General features: G+C 62.2%; 21 protein-coding genes. 11 read left to right on the top strand and 10 right to left on the bottom strand.

Annotated features, from left to right (window positions below; translation table 11 throughout):
- Positions 1 to 31: 31 nt before the first annotated feature.
- The 8 genes from OYT13_RS11845 to OYT13_RS11880 form a co-directional block, all read right to left on the bottom strand.
- The gene (locus OYT13_RS11845; RefSeq protein ID WP_017234488.1) at positions 32 to 421 is read right to left on the bottom strand and encodes a cytochrome b5 domain-containing protein; all 390 of its coding nucleotides are present in this window, start codon (positions 419 to 421) and stop codon (positions 32 to 34) included.
- On the bottom strand, positions 418 to 1692 hold the full coding sequence (locus tag OYT13_RS11850; protein WP_261938602.1) for a ferredoxin reductase family protein: 1275 nt from the start codon (positions 1690 to 1692) through the stop codon (positions 418 to 420). The genes OYT13_RS11845 and OYT13_RS11850 overlap by 4 nt, the downstream gene beginning before the upstream one ends.
- A gap of 600 nt (positions 1693 to 2292) precedes the next feature.
- Complete coding sequence (locus OYT13_RS11855; RefSeq protein ID WP_017234486.1) at positions 2293 to 3612, bottom strand: MFS transporter; 1320 nt, start codon at positions 3610 to 3612, stop codon at positions 2293 to 2295.
- A 58-nt stretch (positions 3613 to 3670) separates the two neighbouring features.
- Positions 3671 to 4894, bottom strand: coding sequence for a tricarballylate utilization 4Fe-4S protein TcuB (gene tcuB / locus OYT13_RS11860; RefSeq protein ID WP_017234485.1), 1224 nt, complete (start codon positions 4892 to 4894; stop codon positions 3671 to 3673).
- Complete coding sequence (gene tcuA / locus OYT13_RS11865; RefSeq protein WP_261938601.1) at positions 4881 to 6290, bottom strand: FAD-dependent tricarballylate dehydrogenase TcuA; 1410 nt, start codon at positions 6288 to 6290, stop codon at positions 4881 to 4883. Before tcuA ends, tcuB begins: the two co-directional genes overlap by 14 nt.
- Before the next feature lie 63 nt (positions 6291 to 6353).
- Entirely contained in the window at positions 6354 to 7307 is a 954-nt protein-coding gene (locus OYT13_RS11870; RefSeq protein WP_268567800.1) for a LysR family transcriptional regulator, read from the bottom strand.
- 176 nt (positions 7308 to 7483) lie between these two features.
- Positions 7484 to 8812 carry an NAD(P)/FAD-dependent oxidoreductase gene (locus tag OYT13_RS11875; RefSeq protein ID WP_017234482.1) on the bottom strand — a complete coding sequence of 443 codons (1329 nt, stop codon included), beginning with the start codon at positions 8810 to 8812 and terminating at the stop codon, positions 7484 to 7486.
- A gap of 120 nt (positions 8813 to 8932) precedes the next feature.
- The gene (locus OYT13_RS11880) at positions 8933 to 10393 is read right to left on the bottom strand and encodes an aldehyde dehydrogenase family protein (RefSeq protein WP_268567801.1); all 1461 of its coding nucleotides are present in this window, start codon (positions 10391 to 10393) and stop codon (positions 8933 to 8935) included.
- Positions 10394 to 10617: 224 nt separating this feature from the next.
- Between OYT13_RS11880 and OYT13_RS11885 the strand changes: the two genes are divergently transcribed.
- From OYT13_RS11885 to OYT13_RS11920, 8 genes are all read left to right on the top strand, one after another.
- A complete protein-coding gene (locus OYT13_RS11885) occupies positions 10618 to 11538 on the top strand; it encodes a LysR family transcriptional regulator (protein WP_150608255.1) in 921 nt (306 codons plus the stop codon).
- Positions 11539 to 11766: 228 nt separating this feature from the next.
- Positions 11767 to 13137: an APC family permease gene (locus tag OYT13_RS11890; protein ID WP_261938599.1), complete on the top strand. Its 1371-nt coding sequence runs from the start codon at positions 11767 to 11769 to the stop codon at positions 13135 to 13137.
- A gap of 246 nt (positions 13138 to 13383) precedes the next feature.
- Positions 13384 to 15300: a copper resistance system multicopper oxidase gene (locus OYT13_RS11895; RefSeq protein ID WP_268567802.1), complete on the top strand. Its 1917-nt coding sequence runs from the start codon at positions 13384 to 13386 to the stop codon at positions 15298 to 15300.
- A 17-nt stretch (positions 15301 to 15317) separates the two neighbouring features.
- A complete protein-coding gene (locus tag OYT13_RS11900) occupies positions 15318 to 16208 on the top strand; it encodes a copper resistance protein B (protein WP_232424651.1) in 891 nt (296 codons plus the stop codon).
- Positions 16209 to 16283: 75 nt separating this feature from the next.
- A complete protein-coding gene (gene copC / locus OYT13_RS11905; protein ID WP_150549852.1) occupies positions 16284 to 16670 on the top strand; it encodes a copper homeostasis periplasmic binding protein CopC in 387 nt (128 codons plus the stop codon).
- Positions 16671 to 16675: 5 nt separating this feature from the next.
- Entirely contained in the window at positions 16676 to 17599 is a 924-nt protein-coding gene (gene copD, locus OYT13_RS11910; protein WP_268567803.1) for a copper homeostasis membrane protein CopD, read from the top strand.
- Between the two features lie 122 nt (positions 17600 to 17721).
- On the top strand, positions 17722 to 18393 hold the full coding sequence (locus tag OYT13_RS11915) for a heavy metal response regulator transcription factor (protein ID WP_026132039.1): 672 nt from the start codon (positions 17722 to 17724) through the stop codon (positions 18391 to 18393).
- A 2-nt stretch (positions 18394 to 18395) separates the two neighbouring features.
- Positions 18396 to 19790 carry a heavy metal sensor histidine kinase gene (locus OYT13_RS11920; protein ID WP_268567804.1) on the top strand — a complete coding sequence of 465 codons (1395 nt, stop codon included), beginning with the start codon at positions 18396 to 18398 and terminating at the stop codon, positions 19788 to 19790.
- A gap of 18 nt (positions 19791 to 19808) precedes the next feature.
- Here OYT13_RS11920 and OYT13_RS11925 read toward each other — a convergent pair whose 3' ends face one another.
- Positions 19809 to 20315 (bottom strand): TPM domain-containing protein, encoded by a 507-nt coding sequence (locus tag OYT13_RS11925; protein ID WP_268567805.1) that lies wholly within the window; start codon positions 20313 to 20315, stop codon positions 19809 to 19811.
- A complete protein-coding gene (locus tag OYT13_RS11930; RefSeq protein ID WP_268567806.1) occupies positions 20309 to 21169 on the bottom strand; it encodes a TPM domain-containing protein in 861 nt (286 codons plus the stop codon). The genes OYT13_RS11925 and OYT13_RS11930 overlap by 7 nt, the downstream gene beginning before the upstream one ends.
- 222 nt (positions 21170 to 21391) lie before the next feature.
- Here OYT13_RS11930 and ftsH point away from each other — a divergent pair, with 222 nt between their 5' ends.
- The 3 genes from ftsH to OYT13_RS11945 all read left to right on the top strand — a co-directional run bounded on the left by ftsH (position 21392) and on the right by OYT13_RS11945 (position 25934).
- The gene (gene ftsH / locus OYT13_RS11935) at positions 21392 to 23338 is read left to right on the top strand and encodes an ATP-dependent zinc metalloprotease FtsH (RefSeq protein ID WP_268567807.1); all 1947 of its coding nucleotides are present in this window, start codon (positions 21392 to 21394) and stop codon (positions 23336 to 23338) included.
- On the top strand, positions 23310 to 24116 hold the full coding sequence (gene ppk2 / locus OYT13_RS11940) for a polyphosphate kinase 2 (RefSeq protein WP_017234469.1): 807 nt from the start codon (positions 23310 to 23312) through the stop codon (positions 24114 to 24116). Before ftsH ends, ppk2 begins: the two co-directional genes overlap by 29 nt.
- A gap of 201 nt (positions 24117 to 24317) precedes the next feature.
- Complete coding sequence (locus tag OYT13_RS11945) at positions 24318 to 25934, top strand: methyl-accepting chemotaxis protein (protein ID WP_017234468.1); 1617 nt, start codon at positions 24318 to 24320, stop codon at positions 25932 to 25934.
- Positions 25935 to 25962: the final 28 nt, after the last annotated feature.

Below are 25962 nucleotides of genomic sequence, written 5' to 3' on the forward strand. Positions count from 1 at the left end.
GAAGCGGCAACGTACAACCCGAAGACCCCCCCTACTTCGCCTGCTGCAACGCGCCCACTCGGTATGGGATCATCAACTGATCGGCGTAGGACGAGTGCGAGCGTCCCTTGGTCTTCGTCTGATAGGCCAGTGAGGCCTCCTTGCCACACCATGGCAAGAAGACAGAAGGATCCGAAGGATGCTGGGGCACGTAGCGGGTAAAGTCATACACCTGCCCACGAATCGCCATCCAGCAGTCGTTGCGGGTGGCATGCCGCGCGACTTCCGATAATGTGTAATTTGTCTCGCGCGCGGTCGTTGCCGGGGTATCCGGTGCAGGGGACGCCGCAGGCGCGTCGGGCAGCCAAACGCTGGCCGCCCAGAATCCTCCCAGAGCGAGGAAGAAAAGCATCGTGGAGACAATGAAAAGTCGGCGCATCATCGGAAGTCGAAGCTCTCAAACTGGATGGATTGTGCAGGCTGACCGAGTTCGCGCAGCCTCGCCGTAACTGCCGTTACCAACCCTTTCGGGCCACAGATCTCCACTTGTCGTTGCCCGATGCAGCTTACCCGGGACAACATGGCTGACACATCAGGAAACGACTCGCCGCTGGCTTCGGCGATCAGCTCGAAATCCGGGTCGACGTCGGCGCGGGACTTCAACTCGTCGAGGAAGGCCGCATCGCGCGCTTCACGGTACAGGTAGATCAATGTCGTTGTTCGGGCAAGCTTCCCGCTCCGGATTGCCGCCATGAAGGGCGTGATGCCAATGCCGCCAGCAATCCAGAGCTGAGGCTTTTCGGCGTTGTCCGCCAAAAAACGCCCGAAGGGGCCTTGCAGCCGCACCAGCGTGCCTGGCTCCAGAGACTGGATGCGTCGGGTGCACGGCCCGAGGGCTTTGACGCCGACAGTGAGCACGCCACCTCGACCGATCCCACTGACTGAGAAGGGATGGAATTCCCCACAGCCGCGGTAGACGGGGCCATCGCCAAAGGCCGCAAGCACAAATTGTCCAGGCTTGACCGGTAACGCACCGCCGCACGGAGCGAGCGACGCCTCGATCGTATCCAATGCCTTCGACGTAACGTGTGTGACCCGATAGGGATGTGCACTCAAGCCGCGATCCGTTGCCAACAGTCGCCAAGCGAGCGCTACCGTCGCCAGTCCAATGAATGCGAGAAACGCTCCAGCGTCGCCAACGATCACAACGACGTGCGCCAGTCCGCTGATCGCACCCAGCGCAGCGAGGTAATGCAACGCGCGCCAGCGCCGGTAGCCCATGCGTCGACTGAACGTCGTTGCAAGGCCCCCCATGAGAAACAGCAGCCCGAACCATCCGAGCCACTCAGGCCAACTCAGATACCAAGGCGCAATGGCCAGCCATGCGGCACGGGCCGACTCCCCTAGCCCAGACATTCCCAACGCCAACGGATGGCACAGCAGCAGCACGTAGCCGATGACGCCGGCGCGGTGATGCCAGAGGTACATGGTGTCCAGGCCGCCCAGCATGCCAGACCAGCGGGGCTCGCGCACCATCAGGGCGAGGCTACCCACCAACAGACCGGTTCCGGCCCAGGCCGCGATGATCGAGATGGAACGCCAGAGCGACAAATTTTCCCGGAAGGCCCACCCTATGCCGGCGAGGCTTAGCGTGACGAGGAAGATCGGCGCGCCCAGGTCACGCGCCCGGAGACGCCGGTGCCGTGCGCTCATTGCAAGCGTCCCCGTGTCGGCAATCGCTCGTGCGTAAGGCGCTGGTGCCCGATAGCGACGGAATCCATGTGCGCAGGCATACGTCGAAACCGCAACGCGTTTTCGCTTCGCGCGAAGGTCACAGCCGATTCGTTTTTACGCCGACCGGAACTACGTTGCCCATGACGACCTCGATGTTTTTCATTGACTTGCTCCTGACAGAGGTGGCACGCAAGTCGTATCGCGCGTTCGTACTACGCGGGGGCGCCAATCGACGCGTTACCCGGCGCAACTTGGTGATATTCAAGAGATGGGGGTGAGCCTGAGGTTCGCCGCCGTCTACACGTTAATGCAGATGCTGTGACCCGTGCGAACGGCGCGGTGCATGCCTTGACTTGCATCAAGGCATGTACCGCGCACGCGCCGACCGATCGCGTAACGGCTGCTTCCGGCTGCTTCCGGCTGCTTCCGGCTGCTTCCGACGGGCAGGCGCCCTACCCCACTGCGTCCAGCGCCCCAGAAACAACAGACGGATTCCGGCAGCATATTTCGGAGGACGACCGCCCCAAACAAAACGGCGACCAGTCGTCTTGCACCGGCCGCCGACATCATTGCGCTGGGTCAGGCTGACGTGGCGGCCGCCGCCGTGTGCCCTCGCCCGCGCCGGTACAGCCCGAGCGTGGCAACCAGCCCGCAGAACGCGGCGAAACTCAACCAGTACCCGGGTGAAGCCTTGTCGTGCGTGACCTGGATCAGGTACGTCGAGATGGCGGGAGTAAAGCCACCGAACACCGCGGTCGCGAGACTGAACGCCAGCGAGAAGCCCGCCACCCGCACTTCCACGGGCATCACTTCCGTCAGCGCAGCGACCATCGCGCCGTTGTACATCCCGAAGAAGAACGAGAACCACAGCAGCACGGTCAGCATGCGTGCAAAGCTCGGCGCGCCGGCGAGCCACGAAAGCGCAGGATAGGCCGTGAAGATCGCCAACACGGAGATGGCGAGCAAAACCGGCTTGCGCCCCACACGGTCAGAGATCGCGCCGCCGATCGGCAGCCAGATGAAATTCGACGTGGCCGCGAGCAATGTCACCATCAGACTGTCTGACGTCGAGAGTTTGAGCACAGACTTGCCAAACGTGGGCGTATAGACCGTGATGAGATAGAACGTGGTGGTCGTCATCGCCGTGAGCAGCATGCCGCCAATGACGATACGCCAGTTGACACACAGCATCGCAAAGATTTCACGCACCTGCGGACGATGCCGCCGCGCTTCGAATGCCGCGGTTTCCTGCAGCGAACGGCGCAGCACGAAGAGGAACGGCACGATTGCGCAGCCGATGAAAAACGGCACGCGCCAACCCCACGCGACAATCTGATGCTCGGAAAGCCAATGATTCAGGCCGTAGCCGATCGCCGCCGCCATCACGATCGCGACTTGCTGACTGGCCGACTGCCAACTCGTGTAGAAGCCCTTGTTGCCGGGCGTTGCCATTTCGGCCAGATAGACGGATACGCCCCCCAGTTCCGCTCCCGCCGAAAAACCCTGTAACAGGCGTCCCAGCAGCACAAGTGCGGGCGCGAGCAGCCCGATCGTCGCATACCCTGGCACGCACGCGATCAGGATGGTGCCGCTCGCCATGATCGACAGCGTGACGATCAGTCCGGTGCGCCGCCCCACCCTGTCGATGTATGCGCCGAGAAAAATTGCGCCCAGCGGACGCATCAGAAAGCCCGCGCCAAATACCGCGAAGGTGAGCATCAACGACGCGAAGTCGCTGGTCGACGGGAAGAAAATCTTCGAGATCGATGTCGCGTAGAAGCCGAACAGAAAAAAATCGAACTGTTCGATAAAGTTGCCGCTTGTGACCCGTAGCACGGCAGCGGCCCGGTTCGCGCGCGAGCTGCCGCCACTGACGGAGATGGGTTCTGTGGGGGTCATGGTGTCTCCTGATTATGGGTATGTGTACTTAGTGGGTAGCGACGGGACCCTGCGGGACCTAATCCGCGCCCAGACTTAACGTCTTGCCTTGGCGCTTCTCGATCGATGATTTAAGTAACGCCGCCGAGCGAAAAATGCCGTGCGCGAACTTTCCGTAAGGCAGCGTTGCGAACAGCGCCATGACAATGCCCAGATGGATGGCGAGCAGCGGCGGCATCGCGAGCGTTGCACGGAACCCGAGCAACGCGAGTCCGGATACGCTCGTCAACATCAGAAGCGCGATGAAGCCGCGGTCCATCGGACGTTGACGGGCATCAGTGCGTTCGGGATTGCGCCTGAGGTTCAGCCACCACAACCCCGCCGGCCCGACGAACAGTCCAATGCCGCCCACCGTGCCCAGCAACACCGGGATACTCAGGTAGGGATATGGCGCCTCCAGACTGAACGCATAGTGATACAACGTTGCAACCGCGGTTGCCGCGAAACACAACATGAACCCGTAGAACGTGAGGTGATGGAAGCGGCGTCGCGCAAGCGTGAATGCATCGTCCGATTCGTTGCAGCCGTCGCCGTGTCCACCATCGAGATACTTGAGCGTCAGCGCGTGCTTTGCGGCTTCGACGGCGGCAGGCATGCTTGCGCTCGCGGTTCCCGCCGAGACGTCGCGCCAGAAGCGCGTAACGCCCACGCTCAACGCCAGCATCGCGAACAGAAAGACCGTGCCGAACATTGCCGCGAGCAGGTTGTGCGGAAAGATCGCGTAGAAGTTTGCCGGCGTGGCGTCTGCGGAAAGACCACCGCGCAATGCCGTCCCGAGCATCAGAAAGAGCGCGAGACCTGCCGCCAGCGCGACCGACAAGGTCACGCCGTTACGCTTGTACAGCGCGCCGAACGCCCTGGGAAACGCATATTCGGTATACGTTTCGAGGCGGACCTGCGCCATCGATTTGGGCACGTTAACCGCGAATTCATGCGGCGGCGCGTACTGGCAAGCGTGATAGCACGCGCCACAGTTGTGGCAAAGGTTCGCCAGATAGTTGACGTCCGCCTTGCCGAAGTCGAGACGGCGCGTCATGGCCGGAAATACGGCGCAAAATCCCTCGCAATAGCGGCACGCGTTGCAAATCTGCATCTGCCTCGCCACTTCGGCTTCGCTGTTGCTCAACGGCACAATGGGAATCACGCGCGCCGCGCTGCCCGATGCGCCGTGTTGGGTTGCCTTGGTATCGAACGGCGACGCGGTCCGCGTGCGTTCGGGCGTGAGCACGTCAGACTGCTGCACTGTGAGCCTCCGTTGTCTTGTGTGCGGCGCGCGCGGCCTGCGTGCCGGCAATGCGTCCGAACGCTGTGCCGATCGACATGCCAACGCCGGCCGTATAGCCCTGACCAAGCACGTTGCCGGCCATCATTTCCCCCGCGACGAACAGGTTCTCGCTCGCCTCGCCGCCGAAGTGAACCTGCGCCCGGTCGTTGGTTTTCAGACCGAGGTAGGTGAACGTGATGCCTGGGCGCAACGCATAGCCGTAGAACGGCGGCGTGTCGATCCGGCGTGCCCAGTGCGTCTTGGCTGGCGTGAGGCCCTCGGTGTGGCAGTCGTCGAGCGCGGTGTGGTCGAAGGTGCCGATCCGACAGGCGTCGTTGTAGCGGGTGATCGTTTTCATGAACGGCGTCTCCGGCAGCCCCAACTGACGCGCAAGTTCTGGCAGCGTGTCGGCCTTCACGCCCGGAAACACCGGCGGCATGAATCGGCCGATCGCCTTCGAGTCGATGATCGAATAGCCGATCTGTCCCGGCTGATGGGCGACGAGCCGTCCCCAGATCGCATAGCGCTTGGGCCAGAAATCCTCGCCCTCGTCGTAAAATCGCTTGCCATCGCGATTCACCACGACACCCAGCGACACACAGTCAATACGTGTGCAGATGCCGCCGTCGTAGAGCGGCGCACGCGCATCGATGGCAACGCAATGCGATTGCGACGGATCGCCGATCAAATCGGCGCCGGCTTGCGTCATATGTTTGATCAGCACGCCCGTGTTAAAGCGCGTACCACGAATCAGGAAGTTGTCGGCAGGCCATTCGCCGCGTTCGTTCTGCCCCCAAGCGTCGCGCAGCCAGGCGCGATTCGATTCGAAGCCCCCCGCGGCGAGCACGCAAGCGCGCGCCTCGAACCGCTCGGCACCGCTGTGTGCCGCGACGAAGCGAGCGCCATCGAGTTCAAGTGATTCGACGGGGGTGTTGTAGCGGATGTCCACGCCGAGCGCTTCCGCGCTTCGGTAATACGCGTTGACAAGCGCTTTGCCGCCCCCCATGAAGAACGCGTTCGTGCGTGCCACGTGTAGCGCGCCGGAGAGTGGTGGCTGGAAACGCACGCCATGTCGCTGCATCCACGGCCGGCACGACGACGATGCGCGGATCGTCAGACGTGCAAGCGCCTCGTTGGTGATGCCGCCCGTGACCTTGAGCAGGTCCTGCCAGAATTCTTCTTCCGTATAGGCATCCACGAGCACGTCTTGCGGCGCATCGTGCATGCAACGCAGATTTCGCGTGTGTTGCGAGTTGCCGCCGCGCCATTCGCGCGGTGCCGATTCGAGAAGCAGGACCGACGCGCCGGCTTCACGCGCCATCAACGCAGCGCATAGCGCCGCATTGCCTCCTCCAATTACCAATACATCGACCATTTGACTTGGCTCCTTTCGGACGCATCATAGGGATGCCAAGTCGGTTCTGCCAGTCGTGTCCCCTCAAGGGGTCTTCACTGTTTGTGAAGACTGCGGCAGGCGCAGACGTGCGCCGGGCCAGCGGCTTTCGTGCACGAGTTGCCGCGCGATATCGGCGAGGACGACGCGCGCGGCGAGACCCGCGGGCGACAGTTCGTCATCGGAGACACTGGCGATCATGTTGGGCCGCGTGGCGTAGCGCTCTGCGACGGGCACGCTCGCCAGCATTCCGTTCGCGGATCTGGCAAGCGCGGCGCCGGGCTGTATCGTCGCGCCCATCCCCGTTTGTACCAGGTCCATGAGCAGCGCGAGACCGTCCACTTCGGCGACCACGTTGGGTTCGTAAGCGGCGCGTCGAAACGCCGACGACAGCAGCGAGCGCAGCCCATGCGTGCCGCTGGGAAGGATGAGTGCCAGCCTGCCGAGGTGCTTGAGTCGCACGGATGTGCCTGTCGGCATGCCATCGAGACCGTTGGCGCCGATCAGGAACAGCTGCTCGTCGAGCAGTGGCATCACGCTCCACCGCTGCGCGGGTTCCTCGCGAAAGAGCACCGCGAGATCGATCTGACGCGCGCTAAGCATGGGGGCGAGATAGCCGGAGAGGCTTTCGACGATGCGCAGCCGAACATCGGGGTATCGTGCACGCATGGCTTGCGCGAATGCGACGCCGAGCACGCTCGCCGTGCTTGGTGCCATCCCAACGCTCACGTGTCCAGACAGACGGGCGGAGCGCGCGGCAACCGCGGCGTCGTCGATATGGCGCAGCGCGAGTTGTGCCTGACGCCAAAAGGCGATGCCGGCGTCAGTCGGCACCACGCCGGCGGACGTGCGCTGCAACAGGCGGGTCGAGAGTTCCCCTTCGAGACGGCTGATCTGCTGGCTCAATGCGGAGGTGACCACACCGAGGTCCAAGGCGGCCCGCCCCATGCTTCCGTGTTCCACCACACTGACAAAATACCGGAGTTGTCTCAATTCCATTTCGCGATCGACCGAGAAGTTTTGGCTAGCATGCGTCGAAGGCGACGGTATTGGCAAGTCCCAACGCCGCCGTTGGCAGTGACAATCCTCGCCCGCCGGTTGGCGAATTGACGGCACAACCTCGGCCTCATGGAACTCGGTTCCGCAGAATGGCTTGAAGGATGTCCTGAGCTGCCCTACATCATCTCCGGACGAAGCAACTGCCCTCCTTTCTTGAATCGATTCAGACTGAAGGGGGTGATATCGGCGTAAGGCGTTTTATTCTGCGCCATTTCGGACACGAGCAACCCGGCCCCCGGGCCTAGGCCAAACCCGTGTCCGCTGAACCCTGACGCGACGATCAGGCCCGGGATTTCATCGACGGTCGAAATCACCGGCACGAGATCCGGCGTGGTATCGATGAGGCCCGCCCACGCCTGCAATATCCGCACCCCTTTCATTTCAGGAAAGCAGGTCGTCAGGTTGCTGACCGCCTGCGCCAACCATTCTTCGTCAATGGCCGGCTCCAGCACCCGAATACGCTCGAACGGCGAGATGTCGTCAAGCGCCCAGCTTGCCGACGCCTCGGGTCCATTAAAGAAACTCTTCCCTATGCGGATCTTCAACTTCTTCGTCAGCTCGGAGCGATACGTCTGATAGAACTTCAAGGCGTACCGAATCCCTTGCGGGGCCAGCTCGACACGACCATAGCCGGGTACGGCAAGCGTGTAGCCCCCATCGAGACGACGACGCAACGCAAACCCGGGACCGTTGAATGTGCCGCCGGGCAACGCCGGCACTTGCGACGTGCGCATCGCGGTGCCCACCACATTGGCGACCGGCAACTCAACGCCATGGCGTTTCAACAAGCGCGAACTCCACGCGCCTCCGGCACACACGACCGTCGTCGCGCGAATGAGACCGCGCTCCGTCCACACGCCGGCGATACGGCCAGCGCTGATGTCGAATCCTCGCGCGGCACATGTCTGCAACACATAGGCGCCCAGTCCTTTTGCCCCCTCGGCGATGGCTGGCGCGGCCTTGCTCGGTTCGGCCAGCCCGTCCGTCGGCGACCAGAGGCCGCCCACCCACCGCGCCGTCCCCGTCGGAATGCGGGATTTAAGCTCCGCTGCCGAGAGAAGATCGAACGAATAGCCCATCGCCTTTGCGCCGACCGCCCACTTTTCCCATTTCGCAATGTCTGCCTCCGCCGTCGTCCCATACAGACTGCCCTGACGGCGGAAACCGAGGTCGCGACCGATCTCGTTTCCGATCTCCGACCACCGCGTCAAGCTGCGCATTGCCATGACCAATTCGTCATGCCTGCGATTTTGCTGACGCACCCATCCCCAGTTGCGCCCAGACTGCTCGGCGCCGATGAAGCCCTTTTCCACCAGGGCGACCGACACCCCCTGACGCGCCAACTCGTACGCGGCAGTGGTTCCAATGATGCCGCCGCCGACGATCACAACGTCCACATCGGTGGGCATGACGGGACTATCGCTGACTCTGTCGATTTGCAACATGGATATCTTGTTTGAAGTTCCGTTGTCCGCCGCCCTTTGCCTCAGGGCGACCCGTGTGCCGCATTCCCTTCCCTACGTTGCGCGATTCGGAATGGCATGCGACGCGCTCGGCGATCGCCATCAGGCGTAACCCAGGATCGCTTTCGTCTCGAGGTACTCCTCGAACCCATGGATGCCGTATTCGCGACCGTTCCCCGAGCGCTTGTAGCCGCCAAACGGGGCATGGGCGTCCCACGCCGGATGGTTGATATGCACTTGCCCCGACCGGATACGCGAGGCAACCGCGCGCGCCTGCATCAGGTCCTCGCTCTGGACGTGCGCACCCAGGCCGTACTTCGTATCGTTCGCGATCGCAACCGCCTCATCGACGGTGTCGTACGCCATGAGGCTCAGGACCGGCCCGAAAATCTCCTCCTGCGCGATGCGCATGTCGGCCGTCACGTCGGAGAAAATCGTCGGCCGAACAAAGTAACCGTGGCTCAAACCTGGCGGGAATCCGGGACCACCGCAGACGAGCCTAGCACCCTGCGCGATACCCACATCGATCATGGCCCGTACGCGGTGAAATTGTGCTTCGTTTGCAATCGGCCCGAGCGTTGTCTGCGCCGAACCAGGATCCCCCACGACCATCGACTCAACGGTGGCGCAGGCCATGCGTTCGACTTCGGCGAGACGATCGCGAGGGACAATCATTCGCGTGGGCGCACTGCACGACTGCCCTACGTTGCGAAACGCGGCCATGACGCCCAAGGCCACTACCCGCCCAAAATCGGCATCCGGTAGCAGAACGTTCGGTGACTTCCCTCCCAGCTCCAGTGTGACCCGCTTGACCGAGTCTGCCGCCGCCCTCGCCACGAGCGCGCCGGCCCGGTTGGAGCCGGTGATCGAGATCATGTCGACCTGCTCATGCGCCGCAAGGGCTTCGCCCACTTCCGGGCCACTGCCTTGCACCAGGTTGAATACCCCCGCCGGCACCCCGGCATCGTGAGCGATCTGCGCGAATATCTCGGCGTTCAGGGGTGATAACTCGCTGGGCTTGAGAATCACCGTGCATCCTGCGGCAAGCGCGGGGCCCACCTTTGCCGTAATTTGATACAGCGGCCAGTTCCAGGGGGTGATCAGCGCACATACCCCGATGGGTTCACGTGCAATGGCGGTGTGACCGTCAACCTTGAGAAAAGCATAGCCAGCCGCGATTTCGCTTGCCACACGAATATGCTCCGCGGCAAATGGAACGTGCGAGGCACGGGCGAACGATATTGCTGCGCCCATTTCCGACATGATCGTCTGTGCGAGCAGTTCCTTACGATCCAGAATGAGGCGATACATTCTGTCCAGGAACTCGACGCGCTTCGCCACCGGCGTATCTGACCACGGGACGAACGCCCTTCGGGCCGCAGCAACTGCCTTTTCGACATCTTCGCGCGACCCGACCGCCAGCTGGCGAATCGCGTTGCCAGTCGCCGGGTTGACGACGGGCACCGTGCGGGGATTCGCCGGCGCCAACCACTCGCCATTGATGTACAGCGTGCGCGTGTTGTCCATTGCAACGTTGTCCATCGTCGTAGCGGTGCGAGTCATGATTCCGACCTCTCAAAAGCGGAAAGTGATTCAGATGGGCTCAAGATAAAGAAGCAAACGGGTGCGGTGTGTAACACGCGGTAAATTCGACATTAAATCTATATTAATGGACGCACCATCCAGCCAGGACCTCGCGCCGTCGGCCGCCGCCGATTCGCATCGCGAGCGCCGCCAGGATTTTGTCCTGTGTAATATCGAGGGAACATGACATTAATGGTGACTTAATGATCGATCTGGACGATCTGCGTCTGTTCCGTGCCTTGGGCGCGTCGCGATCGCTCGCCGCCGCCGCGCGGTTGCTGAACCTGACGCCCCCCGCGGTCACAGTCCGCCTACAGCGCGTGGAGGAGCGGCTGGGCGTTCGCCTTGCGGTACGTGGCGCGAAAGGTATCTCGCTGACCGATGAAGGCCAGCGTTTTTTGCATGAGGCGTCTGAACTCCTTGAACGGATAGATGCAATTCCGTCCCGAGTTTCGGGCGAACCCGGCAGCCTCACCGGCAATCTGCGCATCGTTGCGCCGCTTGGCTTTGGTCGCGCGCACATTGCGCCCTTGGTTCGCGAGCTTCATCGGGCTCACCAAGGCCTTTCGATTTCACTGGTGCTCGCCGACAGTCCGCTCACCGCAGCGTCAGGCGCGGATGTCGTCATTTCAATTGGCAACGTCAAAGCGTCTTCCTGGGTGGGGCATTACCTGGCGCCCAATGAACGATATCTCTGCGCGTCTCCCGCGTTTGCGCGCCGCCTGCCGGCCGTCGTGCATCCGTCCGAGCTCGATCGGTATGAATGTCTATGCTTGCGCGAGAACGACGAAGACGCCACGCATTTGCGATTCATGCGTAACAACGATCGCGGAACGGGGGCAAGCAAGGCCGCCACCATTCGAATGACCGGCGCATTGTCGTCAAACGACGGCACGGTCATCAGCGATTGGGCGGTCGCCGGACTTGGCATGATGGAGCGGTCCGAGTGGGATGCCGCACGACTGATTGCCGCTGGAAAACTGGTTCGCCTACTGCCGGAATGGCGCTTGGCGCCCGCCCCCATCATGGCGCTGGTGCCAACGCGTCACGGACTTTCGAGCCGTCAGCGGGTGTTTCTCGAAACGGCAAAGCGTGCCTTCGACCCACCGCCGTGGCGTCGGTGACGCTCTGACAGCGACCCTACATCCCGTGGTTCAGCGCACCTTGCACCAAAGTGGACCGCGGGTGCCCCCAGGAAGGCCAGGCAAGTCCGGCAGGACAGCGAATTGCGACCCGCCGGGACTGGAAAATCAACGGCGAACGCAAGAATGACATCCCCCTCTTGCTTGGACATCCGGCATGGAGTAAAACGTCGATCCATCCATGTCAACCTAGCCTAGAACCCCACGCTTATGGACCAACCCGCCAAGCTCAACGCCGATTCGCTGGGCATCGTCGAATCGGTGATTATGGGCATCGCCGGCACTGCACCGGCCTACAGCGTCGAGATCACGACGTCGACCATCATCGGGACGGCCGGCACGCTCTCCCCGGCGAGCATCCTGGTGTGCGGGCTGATCATGTTTGGCATCGCATACGCGTTCATCAACATGAATCGTGCGCTGGCCAGTGCCGGGACCTCCTATTCATGGGTGAGCATGGTCTTCGGGCGCACGCTGGGCTTTTTTGCCGGCTGGGCGCTGCTGGTGCTGTGCTGCGTGTTCATGGTGTCGGCCATGATTCCAGCGGCCAATGCCACGCTGCTCATCTTCGATCGACCCATGATGAACAACGTGCACTACGTGACGCTGATCGCAGCCGCGTGGCTCACGGTCGTCAGTGCAATCGTCGTCAAGGGCGTCAAGCTGACCAGCTACGTGCAGGTGGTGATGACCATCATCGAGGGCATCATCCTGCTGGTGATCATCGTCGCGAGCTTCTTCGTGTTCCCTCACGCGCAGCAGCACGCGTTCTCGTGGCATTGGTTTTCGCCCCTCGCGTTCACGCCCGCGCAGTTCGCCAGCGGTGCCCTGGTGGCGATCTTCTTCTTCTACGGCTGGGACGTGACCATGAACCTCAGCGAGGAGACGCGCGACTCGAACCGCATTCCCGGCCGGGCGGCGTTCTGGTCGATGGTGTTCCTGATGGTGTTCTTCCTTGTCTTCATCGTCATCGCCCTGCTGGGGCTGTCGGACGCCGAGATCCAGCACTTCAACACCAATATCATCTTCGCCATTGCCGAGAAGCTGTTTGGACCGACCTGGGGCTACGTCGCGATCATCGCGGTCTTGCTGAGCACGGTGGGAACGGTCGAGACGCAGATGCTGCAGTTCACCCGCACGCTCTTCGCCAAGAGCCGCGACGGCGCCCTCCACCATCGCTATGCGCGGCTGCATCCGCGTTGGCAAACGCCCCACGTTGCGATCTTCTTTATCTGGATCATCGGGCTGGCGCTGCTGTTCATGTCGTCTTATCTGCCGACGATCAACGTCATTCTGCAGGATTCGATTACCGCGATCGGCTTCCAGATCTGCTTCTACCTTGGGCTGACCGGACTCGCCTGCGGCTGGTACTACCGCAAGGTGTTGACGCAGGGCCCGTGGGCCGCCGTGACGCATGTCATCTGGCCGGTGGCAAGCGGGCTTTTCCTATTCTTCATCGCGGTCTACAGCATCCCGACCTTCGATTGGGCCACCAATGTCGTCGGCATGGGGGGCATTGTCATCGGTATCGTTCCGCTGCTGCTGAACCGCAAAAAGATCTGGGTGGCCCGGCAAGGTTGATCCGGCGGGCGCTCTGACATTGGCCGCGCGGGGCTCAGGCTTCCCCGTGCGGACGGTGGAATTCGCGCATCCCCTCCGCGCGGAGCCGTCCATCATGACAAATTCGTCATTTTGCCGTCATGGGATCGATGGCGACGTCCGGATAATCTTGCCCCATACCACAAGGTACCGACCGGGCGAAGACCGCGGTACCGACTGAGGGACATTGCGCCGTATGGCGTTGTCGAGACATTCGGATACGGATACATGCAAACCCATTTCGGCAGACGAACCTTCGTAAAGGGATTGGGGGCCGCCGGTCTTGCTGGCGGGCTTGGACTGTGGCGTCCCCCCGTCTGGGCGATTTCGAGCCCGGGCCAGCCCAATGTGCTCGCGGGCACCCAGTTCGATCTCGATATTGGTCAGGCCCCCATCAACATTACCGGCCAGGCACGAACCGCCACGCTGATCAACGGCACCCTGCCCGGCCCGATTCTGCGCTGGCGCGAAGGCGATGACGTCACCCTGCGCGTCACGAACAAGCTTCAGGCGCAGACGTCCATTCACTGGCATGGCATCCTGCTGCCGAGCAACATGGATGGGGTGCCGGGGCTGAGCTTCAACGGTATCGACGCAGGCGAAACGTTCACCTATCGCTTCACGGTGAAGCAACACGGCACCTATTGGTACCACAGTCATTCGGCCATGCAGGAGCAGACGGGCGTGTACGGCCCTTTGGTCATCGACGCGAAGGACCCCGAGCCGTTCAAGTATGAGCGGGATTACGTGGTCATGCTCTCCGACTGGACGGATGAGGACCCGCGGCGAGTCAAGGCAAAGCTCAAGAAGCAGTCCAACTACTACAACTTTCACCAGCGCACGATCGTGGACTTCTTTCACGACGTCAAATCCCAAGGCTGGAGCGCGACGATCGCCGACAGAAAGATGTGGGCCGAGATGCGCATGAGCCCGACCGATCTGGCAGACGTCAGCGCCTACACGTACACGTATTTGATGAACGGCCAGGCGCCCAACGGGAACTGGACGGGCATCTTTCGCCCGGGCGAGCGCATTCGCCTGCGCTTTATCAATGGGTCGGCCATGACCTATTTCGACGTGCGAATCCCCGGCTTGAAGATGACTGTCGTGGCTGCCGATGGTCAATACGTCAATCCGGTCAGCGTGGACGAGTTCCGGATTGCGGTCGCCGAAACGTACGACGTAATCGTCGAACCGGCAAACGCATCGGCTTATACGATCTTCGCCCAGTCGATGGATCGAACGGGCTTTGCCCGCGGCACGCTGGCCGTGCGCGAAGGCATGGCGGCCGAGGTGCCCTCCCCTGACCCACGCCCGCTGCTCACGATGGACGACATGGGCATGGGTGGCATGGATCACGGCGCAATGCCCGGCATGGACATGTCGAGCACGGGCGACGGGGCGATACAGACCATGGACGGCACGCCTGCCACGGATCACAACGCCATGCCGGGCATGGATATGTCGAGCATGAGCGGTGAAACCCTGCAGACCATGGACGGCACGCCTGCCACGGATCCAGCGGCAATGCCGGGCATGGACAGCATGTCGGGATCGACCACCAGCGCAGCGGCAAGCATGTCCGGCATGGATCACGGCGCCATGTCCGGAATGGGGGCGATGCAATCGCATCCCGCAACGGAGAACGGAAATCCACTGGTCGATGCGCAAGCCATGAGCCCCACGCCACGACTCTCGGATCCAGGGATCGGACTGCGCAACAACGGACGACGCGTGCTGACCTATGCGGACCTCAAGAGCGCATTTCCCGATCCCGACGGACGCGAACCGACGCGTACGATCGAACTGCACCTGACCGGCCACATGGAGAAGTTTGCCTGGTCGTTCGATGGCGTGAAGTTCGCGGACGCGAAGCCGATTCACCTCAAGTACGGCGAGCGGGTCAGGTTGGTGCTGGTCAACGACACCATGATGTCGCACCCGATTCATCTCCATGGCATGTGGAGCGATCTGGAGGACGAGGACGGAAAGTTCATGGTGCGCAAGCACACGATCGACATCGCCCCCGGGTCGAAGCGAAGCTATCGCGTCACGGCCGACGCCCTTGGACGATGGGCCTACCACTGCCACCTGCTTTTCCATATGGAGACGGGAATGTTTCGCGAAGTGCGCGTGGAAGAATGATGCGAATGGATAAGCCGATGTCATCGACGATCCCGCGGACCCTCAAGCGAACCGCCGTGGTCTTCGGCCTGGCGGCCGCCTTCGGACATGCCGTTCCTGCCCTTGCGCAGTCGGTGGCCTCGCCGGCGCACACGCACGATGAGGCCGCCTCGGGAGACGTGGAGATTCAACCCATGCAACCCACCGCATCGACCCCGACCGCATCTCCGGTGCCGCCGCTCACGGACGCGGATCGCAACGCCGTATTCCATGGCGGACACATGCACGACATGGGCGACACGGAGATCAACTACCTGGTGCTGTTCGACAAACTGGAGTGGCAACACGCCGGCGGTGGCAACGCGCTGAATTGGGAAGGGACCGCCTGGGTGGGCGGCGATATCGACCGCTTATGGATCCGTTCGGAAGGCAAGCGGACGGAGCATGGATTGGAGGACGCGGAGATCCAGGCACTTTGGGGCCATGCGATCAGTCCGTGGTGGGATGTGGTCGGTGGCGTTCGCCACGATTTCAAGCCGGGACGTTCCCAGACGTGGGCCGCGTTAGGCCTGCAGGGACTCGCGCTGTACAACTTCGATGTGGAGGCAACCGCCTATGTCGGGCAGGCCGGGCAGACCGCCGCCAGGCTGGAGGGCAAGTACGAGTTGCTCATTACCAATCGCCTGGTGCTTCAGCCGACTGCGGAAATCAATATCTACGGCAAGAACGATGCGCGCCGGGGTATCGGTGCGGGCCTGTCGTCCACCTCGCTCGGCTTGCGCCTGCGATATGAACTCGATCGCCAGTTCGCCCCTTATATCGGCGTCAACTGGGACCGAAGCTACGGAAATACGGCGCGTTTCGCAGAACAAGAGGGCCAGCGACGCAGCGAAGTGTCCTTTGTCGCAGGCGTTCGCGCCTGGTTCTGATGTCGACGTTCGTGCGCCCGACGCACGACGTTCGTCCCCCTAATTCTCACCCCCAAATTACCCACGGAGTTACCGATGAATCTTCGACACGTTGCCTCTCGTCTCGCGGTGATCGCCACCACGGCGGCCCTTGCCTCGGTCGCCTATGCGCATCCCAAGCTGTTGTCCTCGACGCCGCAGGACAACGCCGAAGGCGCTTCCCCCGAAAAGATCGAGCTGCATTTTTCCGAGAACCTGATGACGCAATTTTCCGGCGCGGCGCTCGTCATGACGGGCATGCCGGGCATGTCCAGCCATGCGCCGATGCGCGTTGCCGCGAAAGTGTCGGGCAGCGACGATCCCAAGGTCATGGTCATCGCGCCGTCGCAACCCCTGCCGGCCGGCACCTATCGCGTCGATTGGCGCGCCATTTCTTCCGACACGCATCCGGTGACCGGCAAGCTCATGTTCACGGTGAAGTGATCGGCATGGATGGTTGGATCAACATCGCCGTCCGGTTCGCGCTCTACCTGGATCTCATGCTGCTTTTTGGATTGCCGCTCTTCGGTCTTTACGCATTGCGGCGCCATGAACGACGTTCCACGTATTTCGTGAGGCCGCTGCGCGCGCTGCTCGCGATGCTGGTTGCCGTCGGCATGGCGTTGTCTGTCGGCAGCATGATCGTGATGGGCAAAGCCATGACCGGGGCGTCCGATTACGCTTCGATCGGGGCGCACGCGATTTCGATGCTGATTTCCGGTACAGCCTTCGGGGCGGCGTGGCTGGTTCGCATCGCTGCCCTGGGGGCATGTCTTGCTGCCTTGCTCGCCCTCGCACGCCGCCCTACGACCGCGCTTGCTGTGGCAACCGTCTCGGGTGGGATTGCGCTGATTACGCTTGCCTGGGGCGGCCACGGGGTGATGGACGAGGGAGATAAAGGCATCCTCCACCTCACGTCCGACGTTTTCCACCTCATTGCCGCCGCCGGATGGGTCGGCGCATTGACGGCCTTTGGGCTGCTACTGCGCGTCAGTCATTCCACACCGAAAGCGCGCATCGCGCTGTTGAGCCGAACGCTGAACAGTTTTGCGGTCGTCGGCGCTATGATCGTCGTGACGCTCGTCGCCACCGGCCTGATCAACTACGGCATGATCGTCGGTCCCACGTTGAGCGGTCTGTTCACCACCTCCTATGGGCAGTTGCTCGTCGTGAAGTTGGCGCTCTTTGGCCTGATGCTTGGCCTCGCGGCAGCGAATCGCTATCATCTGGCGCCTTTGCTCGAGATCCGGGTACAAAGCGGGGATTACCAGGGGGCGATATCCGCGCTGCGCCGAAGTCTCTTTATCGAAGCCAACGCTGCCACGGCAATTCTCGCTGTGGTCGCGGCGCTCGGCACGTTGAGCCCCGAATGAACGGGACGAAGGTCAGGCATGAGCGCCGGATGCCCAAGTCCGGCATGGGATAATGCCTCGCTTGCGGCTGACGCTCACCCACTGCCTGTGCGGGATCGCCCGCGTGTCCGCCTATTTCTGATATGCGCATACTTATAGTCGAAGACGAGCCCAAAATGGCCGCCTACCTCAGGAAGGGCCTGACGGAGGCAAGCTATACGGTCGACACAGCGAACAACGGCAAAGACGCCCTGTTCCTCGCGCTGCACGAAGATTTCGACCTGATCGTCCTTGACGTCATGCTCCCCGAACTGGATGGCTTCGAAGTTCTCAAGCGCCTGCGGATGCAAAAGCCCACGCCGGTGCTTCTGCTGACCGCGCGAGACACCGTGGATGACAAGGTGACCGGTCTGGAGCTGGGCGCCGACGACTACCTGTCAAAACCGTTCGCCTATGCCGAATTCCTGGCGCGGATCCGATCGCTCCTGAGACGTGCGCCGCGTAGCGTGCGAGACACACTGCTCATTGCAGATCTGGAGATCGACCTTATCAAGCGCCGGGTCCGCAGGGGGCAGTTCCGGGTCGAGCTCACGGCGCAGGAATTCTCTCTGCTCCAGTTGCTCGCTGAGCGCCAGGGCGAGGTGCTGACGCGAACGTTCATTACCTCGCAGATATGGGACATGAACTTCGACAGCGACACGAACGTCGTTGATGTCGCCGTCAAGCGGCTGCGAGCCAAGATCGACAGCACATTCGAGAACAAGCTGCTGCACACGGTTCGTGGTATGGGCTACGTACTCGAGGATCGTTCGTGAGCGTGGCCGGCAGACCCTACTCCCTGCTGCGTCGTCTCACGGTGGCGTTTTCGACGGTCGCCATTACCGTATTCGCCCTGGTGGGGACGTTCCTCTATGATTCGTTGGCAACGGAGCTGCAGCGGCGCGACGACATCGAAATTACCGGCAAGCTGAACCAGTTCCTCCAGCTCATTCGCGATCAGGGGTCGATAGCTGCGATACGGTCCAATCCCACGCTCTTCCACGAGGTGCTGCTGTCTCACCCCGGGGTTTATCTCGGCATCTTTGACGAGAAGAACACGCCGCTGGTGGAACACTCAGACGCGGACGCGGTGGACCTGTTGCCGGTTGCGACGTCGCACCGCGCGTTTGGCGTGGCCTATACGTGCGAGCCCGCGGGGATCGGCCTGTCGCGATGTATCACCGGGCAGGAGGTGTTGCCGGGGGGCGACACGGTTCGTGTCTCGCTCGTGCGCGCCGCGTCCGATCGCCGATCGCTCCTCGACAGATACCGCATTGACGTACTTCTCGCGATGGCCGCCGGGGCGGTGCTGGTCGGCATACTGGGGTATGCCGTTACCCGACGCGGGTTCCGGCCGATCAGGAGCATCGGTCGCCAGACCTCTCGCATCGAAGCGCATAACCTCGGCGAGCGACTCGACATTCGGGGCGCACCGCTGGAACTTCAGGACATCGCACTTTCTGTCAATCGGATGCTGGACCGGCTGGAGCGCGCGTTTGTGAGACTTTCGCAATTCTCGTCCGATCTCGCGCACGACATGCGCACGCCACTTGCCAATGTCATCAGCTCGTCGCAAATCACGCTATCGCGCACGCGCACGATCGAAGAATACGAGGCGCTGATCGATTCCAACATCGAAGAATGCGAGCGGCTCCAACGCATGACCGAGAATATGCTGTTCCTCGCTCGCACCGACAATGCCACACAGCACTTGGCGCTCGGCATGCTCGATGCGCAAAGCGAACTGCGCAGGCTCGCGTCTTACTTTCAGGGGTTGGCGGAGGAGGCTGGCGTGGACATCGCAGTCGAGGCAGACGCCCGCATCTGGGCGGACGCGGGCATGTTTCGCCGTGCCGTGAGCAACCTTGTGTCAAACGCACTGACGCATGCCGCTGCCGGCACTGCGATTACGCTTTGTGCACGTGAATCCACGCGCCAGACCGTCGTCAGCGTGACGAACCACGGGGAGTGTATTGCCCCCGAGCATATCGAGAAAATCTTCGAGCGCTTCTATCGCGTCGATCCGTCTCGCCACGGATCCGCGAAAAACACGGGGCTCGGCCTGGCGATCGTCAAATCCATCGTGGAACTTCACCGCGGCAAGGTCGAGGTCGTGAGCGCGGAGGGCAAAACCACCTTCAGCTTGCTATTTCCGCGTCAACCGAGCGCATAACGCCGCTCCCTCGCCCCGTTACAACACCACCGGCTTGTCGCTCAGCTCGTTCGTGCCGACGTCCCGTGCCGGGAAGTGCTGCCGCAGATGCTGACCAATGGACTCGACGCCGGCGATGCCCCCGGCTTCGTATTCGCCTTTCCGAAAAGCGGCTTCCATCTGCCGGCACACGGCGTTCCACTCTCTCGCCCCGACTTTTTGATGGATGCCGCGATCTGCCACGATCTCGACGCTGCGGTCTGCCAGTAGCAGGTAAATCAGAACGCCATTGTTGTGTTCGGTATCCCATAGGCGTTGCTGGGAGAACACTTCGATGGCACGTTCGCGGGCGGTGAGCCCCTTGAGCAATCCGGCCCAGCTCAGCGCCCCCTCCACGACAAAGCAGAGCTGACCGATATGGCTGGCTTCGCCCGCCGAGATGGCCCGCTCGATCGCCTGCAGCGCCTTGCGCGGGAAGGCTTGCCCGACTTTCCAATGCGTCATCAGCAGGTGTCGCCCCATGCGCCGGAAGTTTGGCATCACCATTTCCCCGAGGCGCCGCCGCCGCCGAATCCACCGCCGCCGAATCCACCGCCGCCGCCACCGAATCCACCTCGCCCTGACCCGCCGAAGCCTCCCATGCCACCGATCCCCCTGAAACCGAGATGGGAGCCGCCAAACATCGTAAAGAAAAGTGCGATCGCGCCGGCGAGCACACCCAGGACGACGGTGCCCGACAGAATCCAGCCGATGACGCCGACAACACCGCCCGTGGCGACGGCGCCGGGGCCACGACCGAGGATCGATCGAAGCACGCCGCCGAGGACGAGCGTGAGCACCAGAAGGACGGGCAGGAAGGCGCGCACCGAGCCGCTTCCCTCATCGCTGGCGCGCTTCGGCGGCGGTAGCGGCTCGCCGTTGACAACACTCATGATGCGCTCGACGCCAGCGGTCACGCCGCCATAGAAGTCGGCTTGCTGGAAGCGTGGAACGATGTCCTCGTTGATGATCCGGTTGCTGATGGCGTCGGTGAGCACGCCCTCGAGACCGTAGCCGACCTCGATGCGAACTCGCCGGTCATCCTTGGCGACAATCAGCAGCACACCGTCATCCGTGCCCTTGCGCCCGAGCTTCCATTGTTCGACGACGCGGATGGAGTACTGCGCAATGTCTTCGGATTGCGTGGTCGGTACCATCAACACCCCGATCTGACTGCCCTTTGCGGCCTCGAAGGCTTGCAGCTTTTGCTCCAGGGCGGCCGTCTGTTCGCGGGTCAATGTACCGGTCAGGTCGGTGACTCGAGCGCTCAATGGGGGGATGCCCACCTCGGCACTTGCCCCAAGGCACAGGCAAAGCAGCAGCGCCGGAAACAAGCCTTTGACGGCCAGATGCCATTTCACGTTGACCTCCCGGGGCGAACCTATTCACTATCGCCGCTTCCCACCCGCTCACATTGACGCGTGTCAAACGTCGGCATCTCCATGACAGAGACGGCGAGTGCCCCAGGTGAGCCACGCCAGGCGACATGCGCCGCGACAGGCGAGATCGGGGCTTGACCTCCGTCAAGCGGTGCGCTTGGCGCGCTGACTATGATGAATCTGACCGCAAGATGGAAGGATTCCATGGAAACACGCCAACAGTTTTCCCTTTGGTACCTGCTCGCGGCCGTCACGGCGATGCTGATCCTTCAGAGTTTCATTTCCCCTTCGGACGTCGAGACGCTGCCGTACAGCGATTTCAAGGTGCTTTTGAAGGCGGGTAAGCTCAAGAACATTACGCTCGGCGAAGGCGCCATCACGGGGACGCTCAATACCGACGGCATCGAGAATTTGCTCCCCAAACCCCAGGCTGACGCGATGCAGCATCAGGGAAAGGGCGAGCATGCCTTTTCGACGATCCGCGTCAATGACCCCGCCTTGGTCCAGGAACTCGAAGCCGCAAAGGTGCGCTTCGTCGGCCAGGCCGACAACAAGTGGATCGGCGCAGTGCTGTCCTGGATTGTCCCCGCTGCGCTGTTCTTTGCCTTCTGGAGCTTCCTCATCAAGCGCGTCGGCGGCGCCGCGGGGGGCATGATGGAGATCGGAAAGAGCAAGGCCAAGGTTTACATGCAGCAGGAGACCGGCGTGACTTTCGCCGATGTCGCCGGCATCGACGAAGCGAAGGACGAACTCGCCGAAATCGTCAACTTCCTGAAAGATCCCGACCGCTACCGGCGCCTCGGAGGCAAGATTCCCAAGGGGGTGTTGCTGCTTGGCGCCCCCGGCACCGGCAAGACACTTCTGGCCAAGGCGGTCGCGGGCGAGGCGGCGGTCCCGTTCTTCAGCATCAGTGGCTCGGAGTTCGTGGAGATGTTTGTCGGCGTCGGGGCGGCGCGAGTTCGTGACCTCTTCAACCAGGCCGAAACCAAGGCCCCCTGCATTATCTTCATCGATGAACTCGACGCGCTCGGCAAGACCCGTGCCCTTGGCACTTTTACGGGCAACGACGAACGCGAACAGACGCTGAACCAGTTGTTGGTCGAGATGGATGGCTTCGATACCAACAAGGGCGTCATCATCATGGCGGCAACCAACCGGCCCGAGATTCTGGACCCGGCGCTGTTGCGCCCCGGGCGCTTTGACCGCCATGTTGCGCTGGACCGCCCCGACCTCAAGGGTCGCGAGCAAATTCTCAAGGTTCACGTCAGGCACGTCGTCCTGGCGCCCACCGTCGAGTTGTCCGTGCTCGCGGCGCGCACCCCCGGCTTCGCGGGTGCCGAACTCGCCAACCTCGTCAATGAGGCTGCGCTGCTGGCCGCCCGCAAGGGTAAGGATGCGGTGGAAATGGTCGATTTCGACGAGGCGCTGGACCGCATCGTCGGTGGCCTGGAAAAGAAAAATCGCGTGATGAACGCCCAGGAGAAGGAGACCATCGCTTACCACGAAGCCGGTCACGCCATTGTGGCGGAAATGCGCCCCCATGCCGACCGCGTGTCGAAGGTGTCCATCATTCCACGTGGCGTGTCGGCGCTCGGCTATACCCAGCAGACACCTACCGAGGATCGCTATCTGCTCAAGCAAAGTGAGCTGCTCGACCGGCTCGACGTGCTGCTCGGCGGGCGCATGGCTGAGCAGATTGTTTTCGGCGACGTGTCCACCGGGGCCCAGAACGATCTACAGCGCGCGACGGATATTGCGCGCCAGATGATTACCCAGTTCGGCATGAGCGAGCCGCTTGGGCTGGCCACTTACGAGGATATGCCGAATCCGCTCTTCAACGGCATCGGCATGATGCCGCACGAGCGCAGGGCGTGCAGCGAGGAAACCGCGCGACTGATCGACGCGGAGGTTCGGACGATTCTGGCGCAGGCCAGCGCCCGGGTGCGACAAACGCTTCAGGCCTGTCGCCCCAAGCTCGACGCGTTGGCTAAACGCCTCCTTGTCCAGGAAGTCGTAGGCCGCAGCGAGCTTGAGCTCCTGCTGTCCGAAAAGGTGACTCAGTTATCGCCCACGAGGCCGTCGGGGCCCGTGGTGTCCGTGCAGCGCGAATCGGGGCACCCGCATGAAGACGAAGACACGCGATCATCCTGACGAGGCGGAGGTCAGTTCCGTCACGGCGGACGACTACGAGCGGGAGCTGCGTTTGCTGCAAATTGAACTGGTCAAGCTGCAGCGGCACTTCCTCAGTCATGTGAACGAAAGAATTCTGGTGATCTTTGAGGGGCGCGACGCCTCCGGGAAGGACGGCACCATCAAACGGATCGTCGAACATCTGAGCCCGCGGGAGACACGCGTGGTCGCGCTTGGAAAGCCCTCCGACCGCGAACGTGGCTCGTGGTACTTCCAGCGGTACGTTGCCGAACTCCCCGCCCCCGGCGAATTCACGCTGTTCAATCGCAGTTGGTACAACCGCGCAGGCGTTGAGCACGTCATGGGATTTTGCACCAAGACGGAGCATGAAGAATTTATGTCGAGCGTCGGGGCATTTGAAGGCATGCTGGTACGTTCGGGAATACGCCTTATCAAGTATTACCTCGACATCACCAAGGACGAACAGCAACGGCGCATTGCGTCGCGGCGTCGGGACCCCCTCAAGCAGTGGAAGGTCAGCCCCATCGATGAACAAGCGGTAGCGCTGTGGAAGAAATACAGCAAGGCGAGAAACGAGATGTTCTCCCGTACGAACGACAGCGTGCCGTGGAATGTGGTCAGCGCCGACGACAAGCGGGTCGCGCGCCTCAATGTCATCAAGGACCTGCTCACGCGCCTGCACTACGCCGGCAAGGACACGAAGCTGATTCGTCCGAATCCGGACATCGTGTTTCCTTATGCCGAGGCGCATCTGCTGAGCGGCGCGATCGCGAAGTAATGCGGCGCCAGTGACGACGTGGGCGTCCGCGCCCCCGGCAATTCAGTCTATGAGCGAAAACACCCGCAGACGTTTGCGTCACCTGTCGATAGAGTGTCGGCCAACTGACTTGCAAAGCGTCCGCCATTCGTGGCGCGCCATCGCGATGCCGCGCTCCCAAAGTCAACCTCTTGTCCCCCACTGCCAGTCCTGGAGGTAGTCGTGCACCGTTTTACCCTGAACACCAAACTGTTGTTGGCCTTGGGCCTGATGTGGATCAGCCTCCTGGTCATTTGCGCCTGGGGCTCGATCAACACGCGTCAGACCATGTTCGCGGAGCGCGAACTCGGCCTCAAGAACGTCGTGGATTCCGCGACCAGCGTGATCAAAAGATATGCAGATGCTGCCGACAAAGGCACGCTCACCAAAGCCGAAGCACAGCGCGATGCGATCGCCGAAGTGCGCGCCATGCGCTTTGGCGACAGTGGCTACCTCTCCATTTCCGACACCCACGCCAACGTGGTGATGCATCCCATCAAGCCGGAATTGGATGGCAAGAACCTCTCCGACTTCAAAGATTCGTCGGGCCAATACGTGTTCCGGGAGATCTCCAACGTCGGCCGGGCCGGAGGGGGGTACTTTACTTACCAATGGCCGAAGCCTGGTCACGATAAGCCGGTTGGCAAGATCAGCCGTGTCGGATACTTCGCGCCGTGGGACTGGTGCATTACAGGCGGGGTCTACACCGACGACATCAACGACGCCTTTTACCGCTCTCTCGCCGAATGGGCCGGACTGCTGGTCGTGCTCGGCGCCATTGTCTCGGCGGCGATGTTGTTGATCATTCGCAACATCAAGAAGAGCCTGGGCGGAGAGCCGCACTACGCCGTTGAGATTGCCGGGCGCATTGCCCAGGGCGATCTTGCCATGACGATCGAAACGCAGCCCGGCGATACCACCAGCCTGCTTGCCGCCATGCGCGCCATGCAGGAAAGCCTCTCGTCCACGGTCGACCGTATTCGCGGCGGTACCGAATCGATCACGTCGGCCGCACGCCAGATCGCCGCCGGCAACACCGATCTGTCGGCGCGTACCGAAGAACAGGCGGCGTCGTTGGAGGAAACGGCATCGTCCATGGAGCAACTCACCGCCACGGTCAAACAGAATGCCGACAATGCGCGGCAGGCCAGCGCGCTGGCGGTGAATGCCTCGGAAATCGCAGAGCGCGGCGGAAATGTCGTCGGACAGGTCGTCGGCACGATGCACGGCATCTCGGACAGTTCGGGCAAGGTCGTCGACATCATCAGCGTGATCGACGGCATCGCGTTCCAGACGAACATTCTTGCCCTGAATGCCGCCGTGGAAGCGGCGCGCGCCGGCGAGCAAGGCCGCGGCTTCGCCGTGGTGGCCGGCGAAGTCCGAACCCTCGCCCAGCGCAGCGCTGCCGCCGCCAAGGAAATCAAGGCGTTGATCGAGAGTTCCGCTCAGCAAGTCCGCGAAGGCTCGGTGCTGGTCGGGCAAGCGGGCCAGACCATGACGGACATCGTCCAGGCAGTGAAGCGAGTCACCGACATCATGGGCGAGATCTCCGCCGCCTCCAGCGAGCAAAGCCGGGGCATCGAACAGGTCAACCGTGCCGTTACGCAGATGGATGAGGTGACGCAACAGAATGCCGCCCTGGTCGAAGAGGCTGCCGCCGCCGCCTCGTCCATGGAGGAGCAGGCAACGCGCCTGCAAGAGGCCGTAACCGAGTTCCAGATCGCGCCCGCGCCCGCCTCCGCAGCGCAGCGAATCACCGAGCGCCCCTATCTGGTTGGGGATAAAAGGCTGGCAGCGTGAGGCCGGAGGTCGTCCAGGCAAGCTCGCC

The sequence above is a fragment of the Pandoraea sp. XJJ-1 genome (genome assembly GCF_026802345.1).
Taxonomy (GTDB): Bacteria; Pseudomonadota; Gammaproteobacteria; order Burkholderiales; family Burkholderiaceae; genus Pandoraea; species Pandoraea cepalis.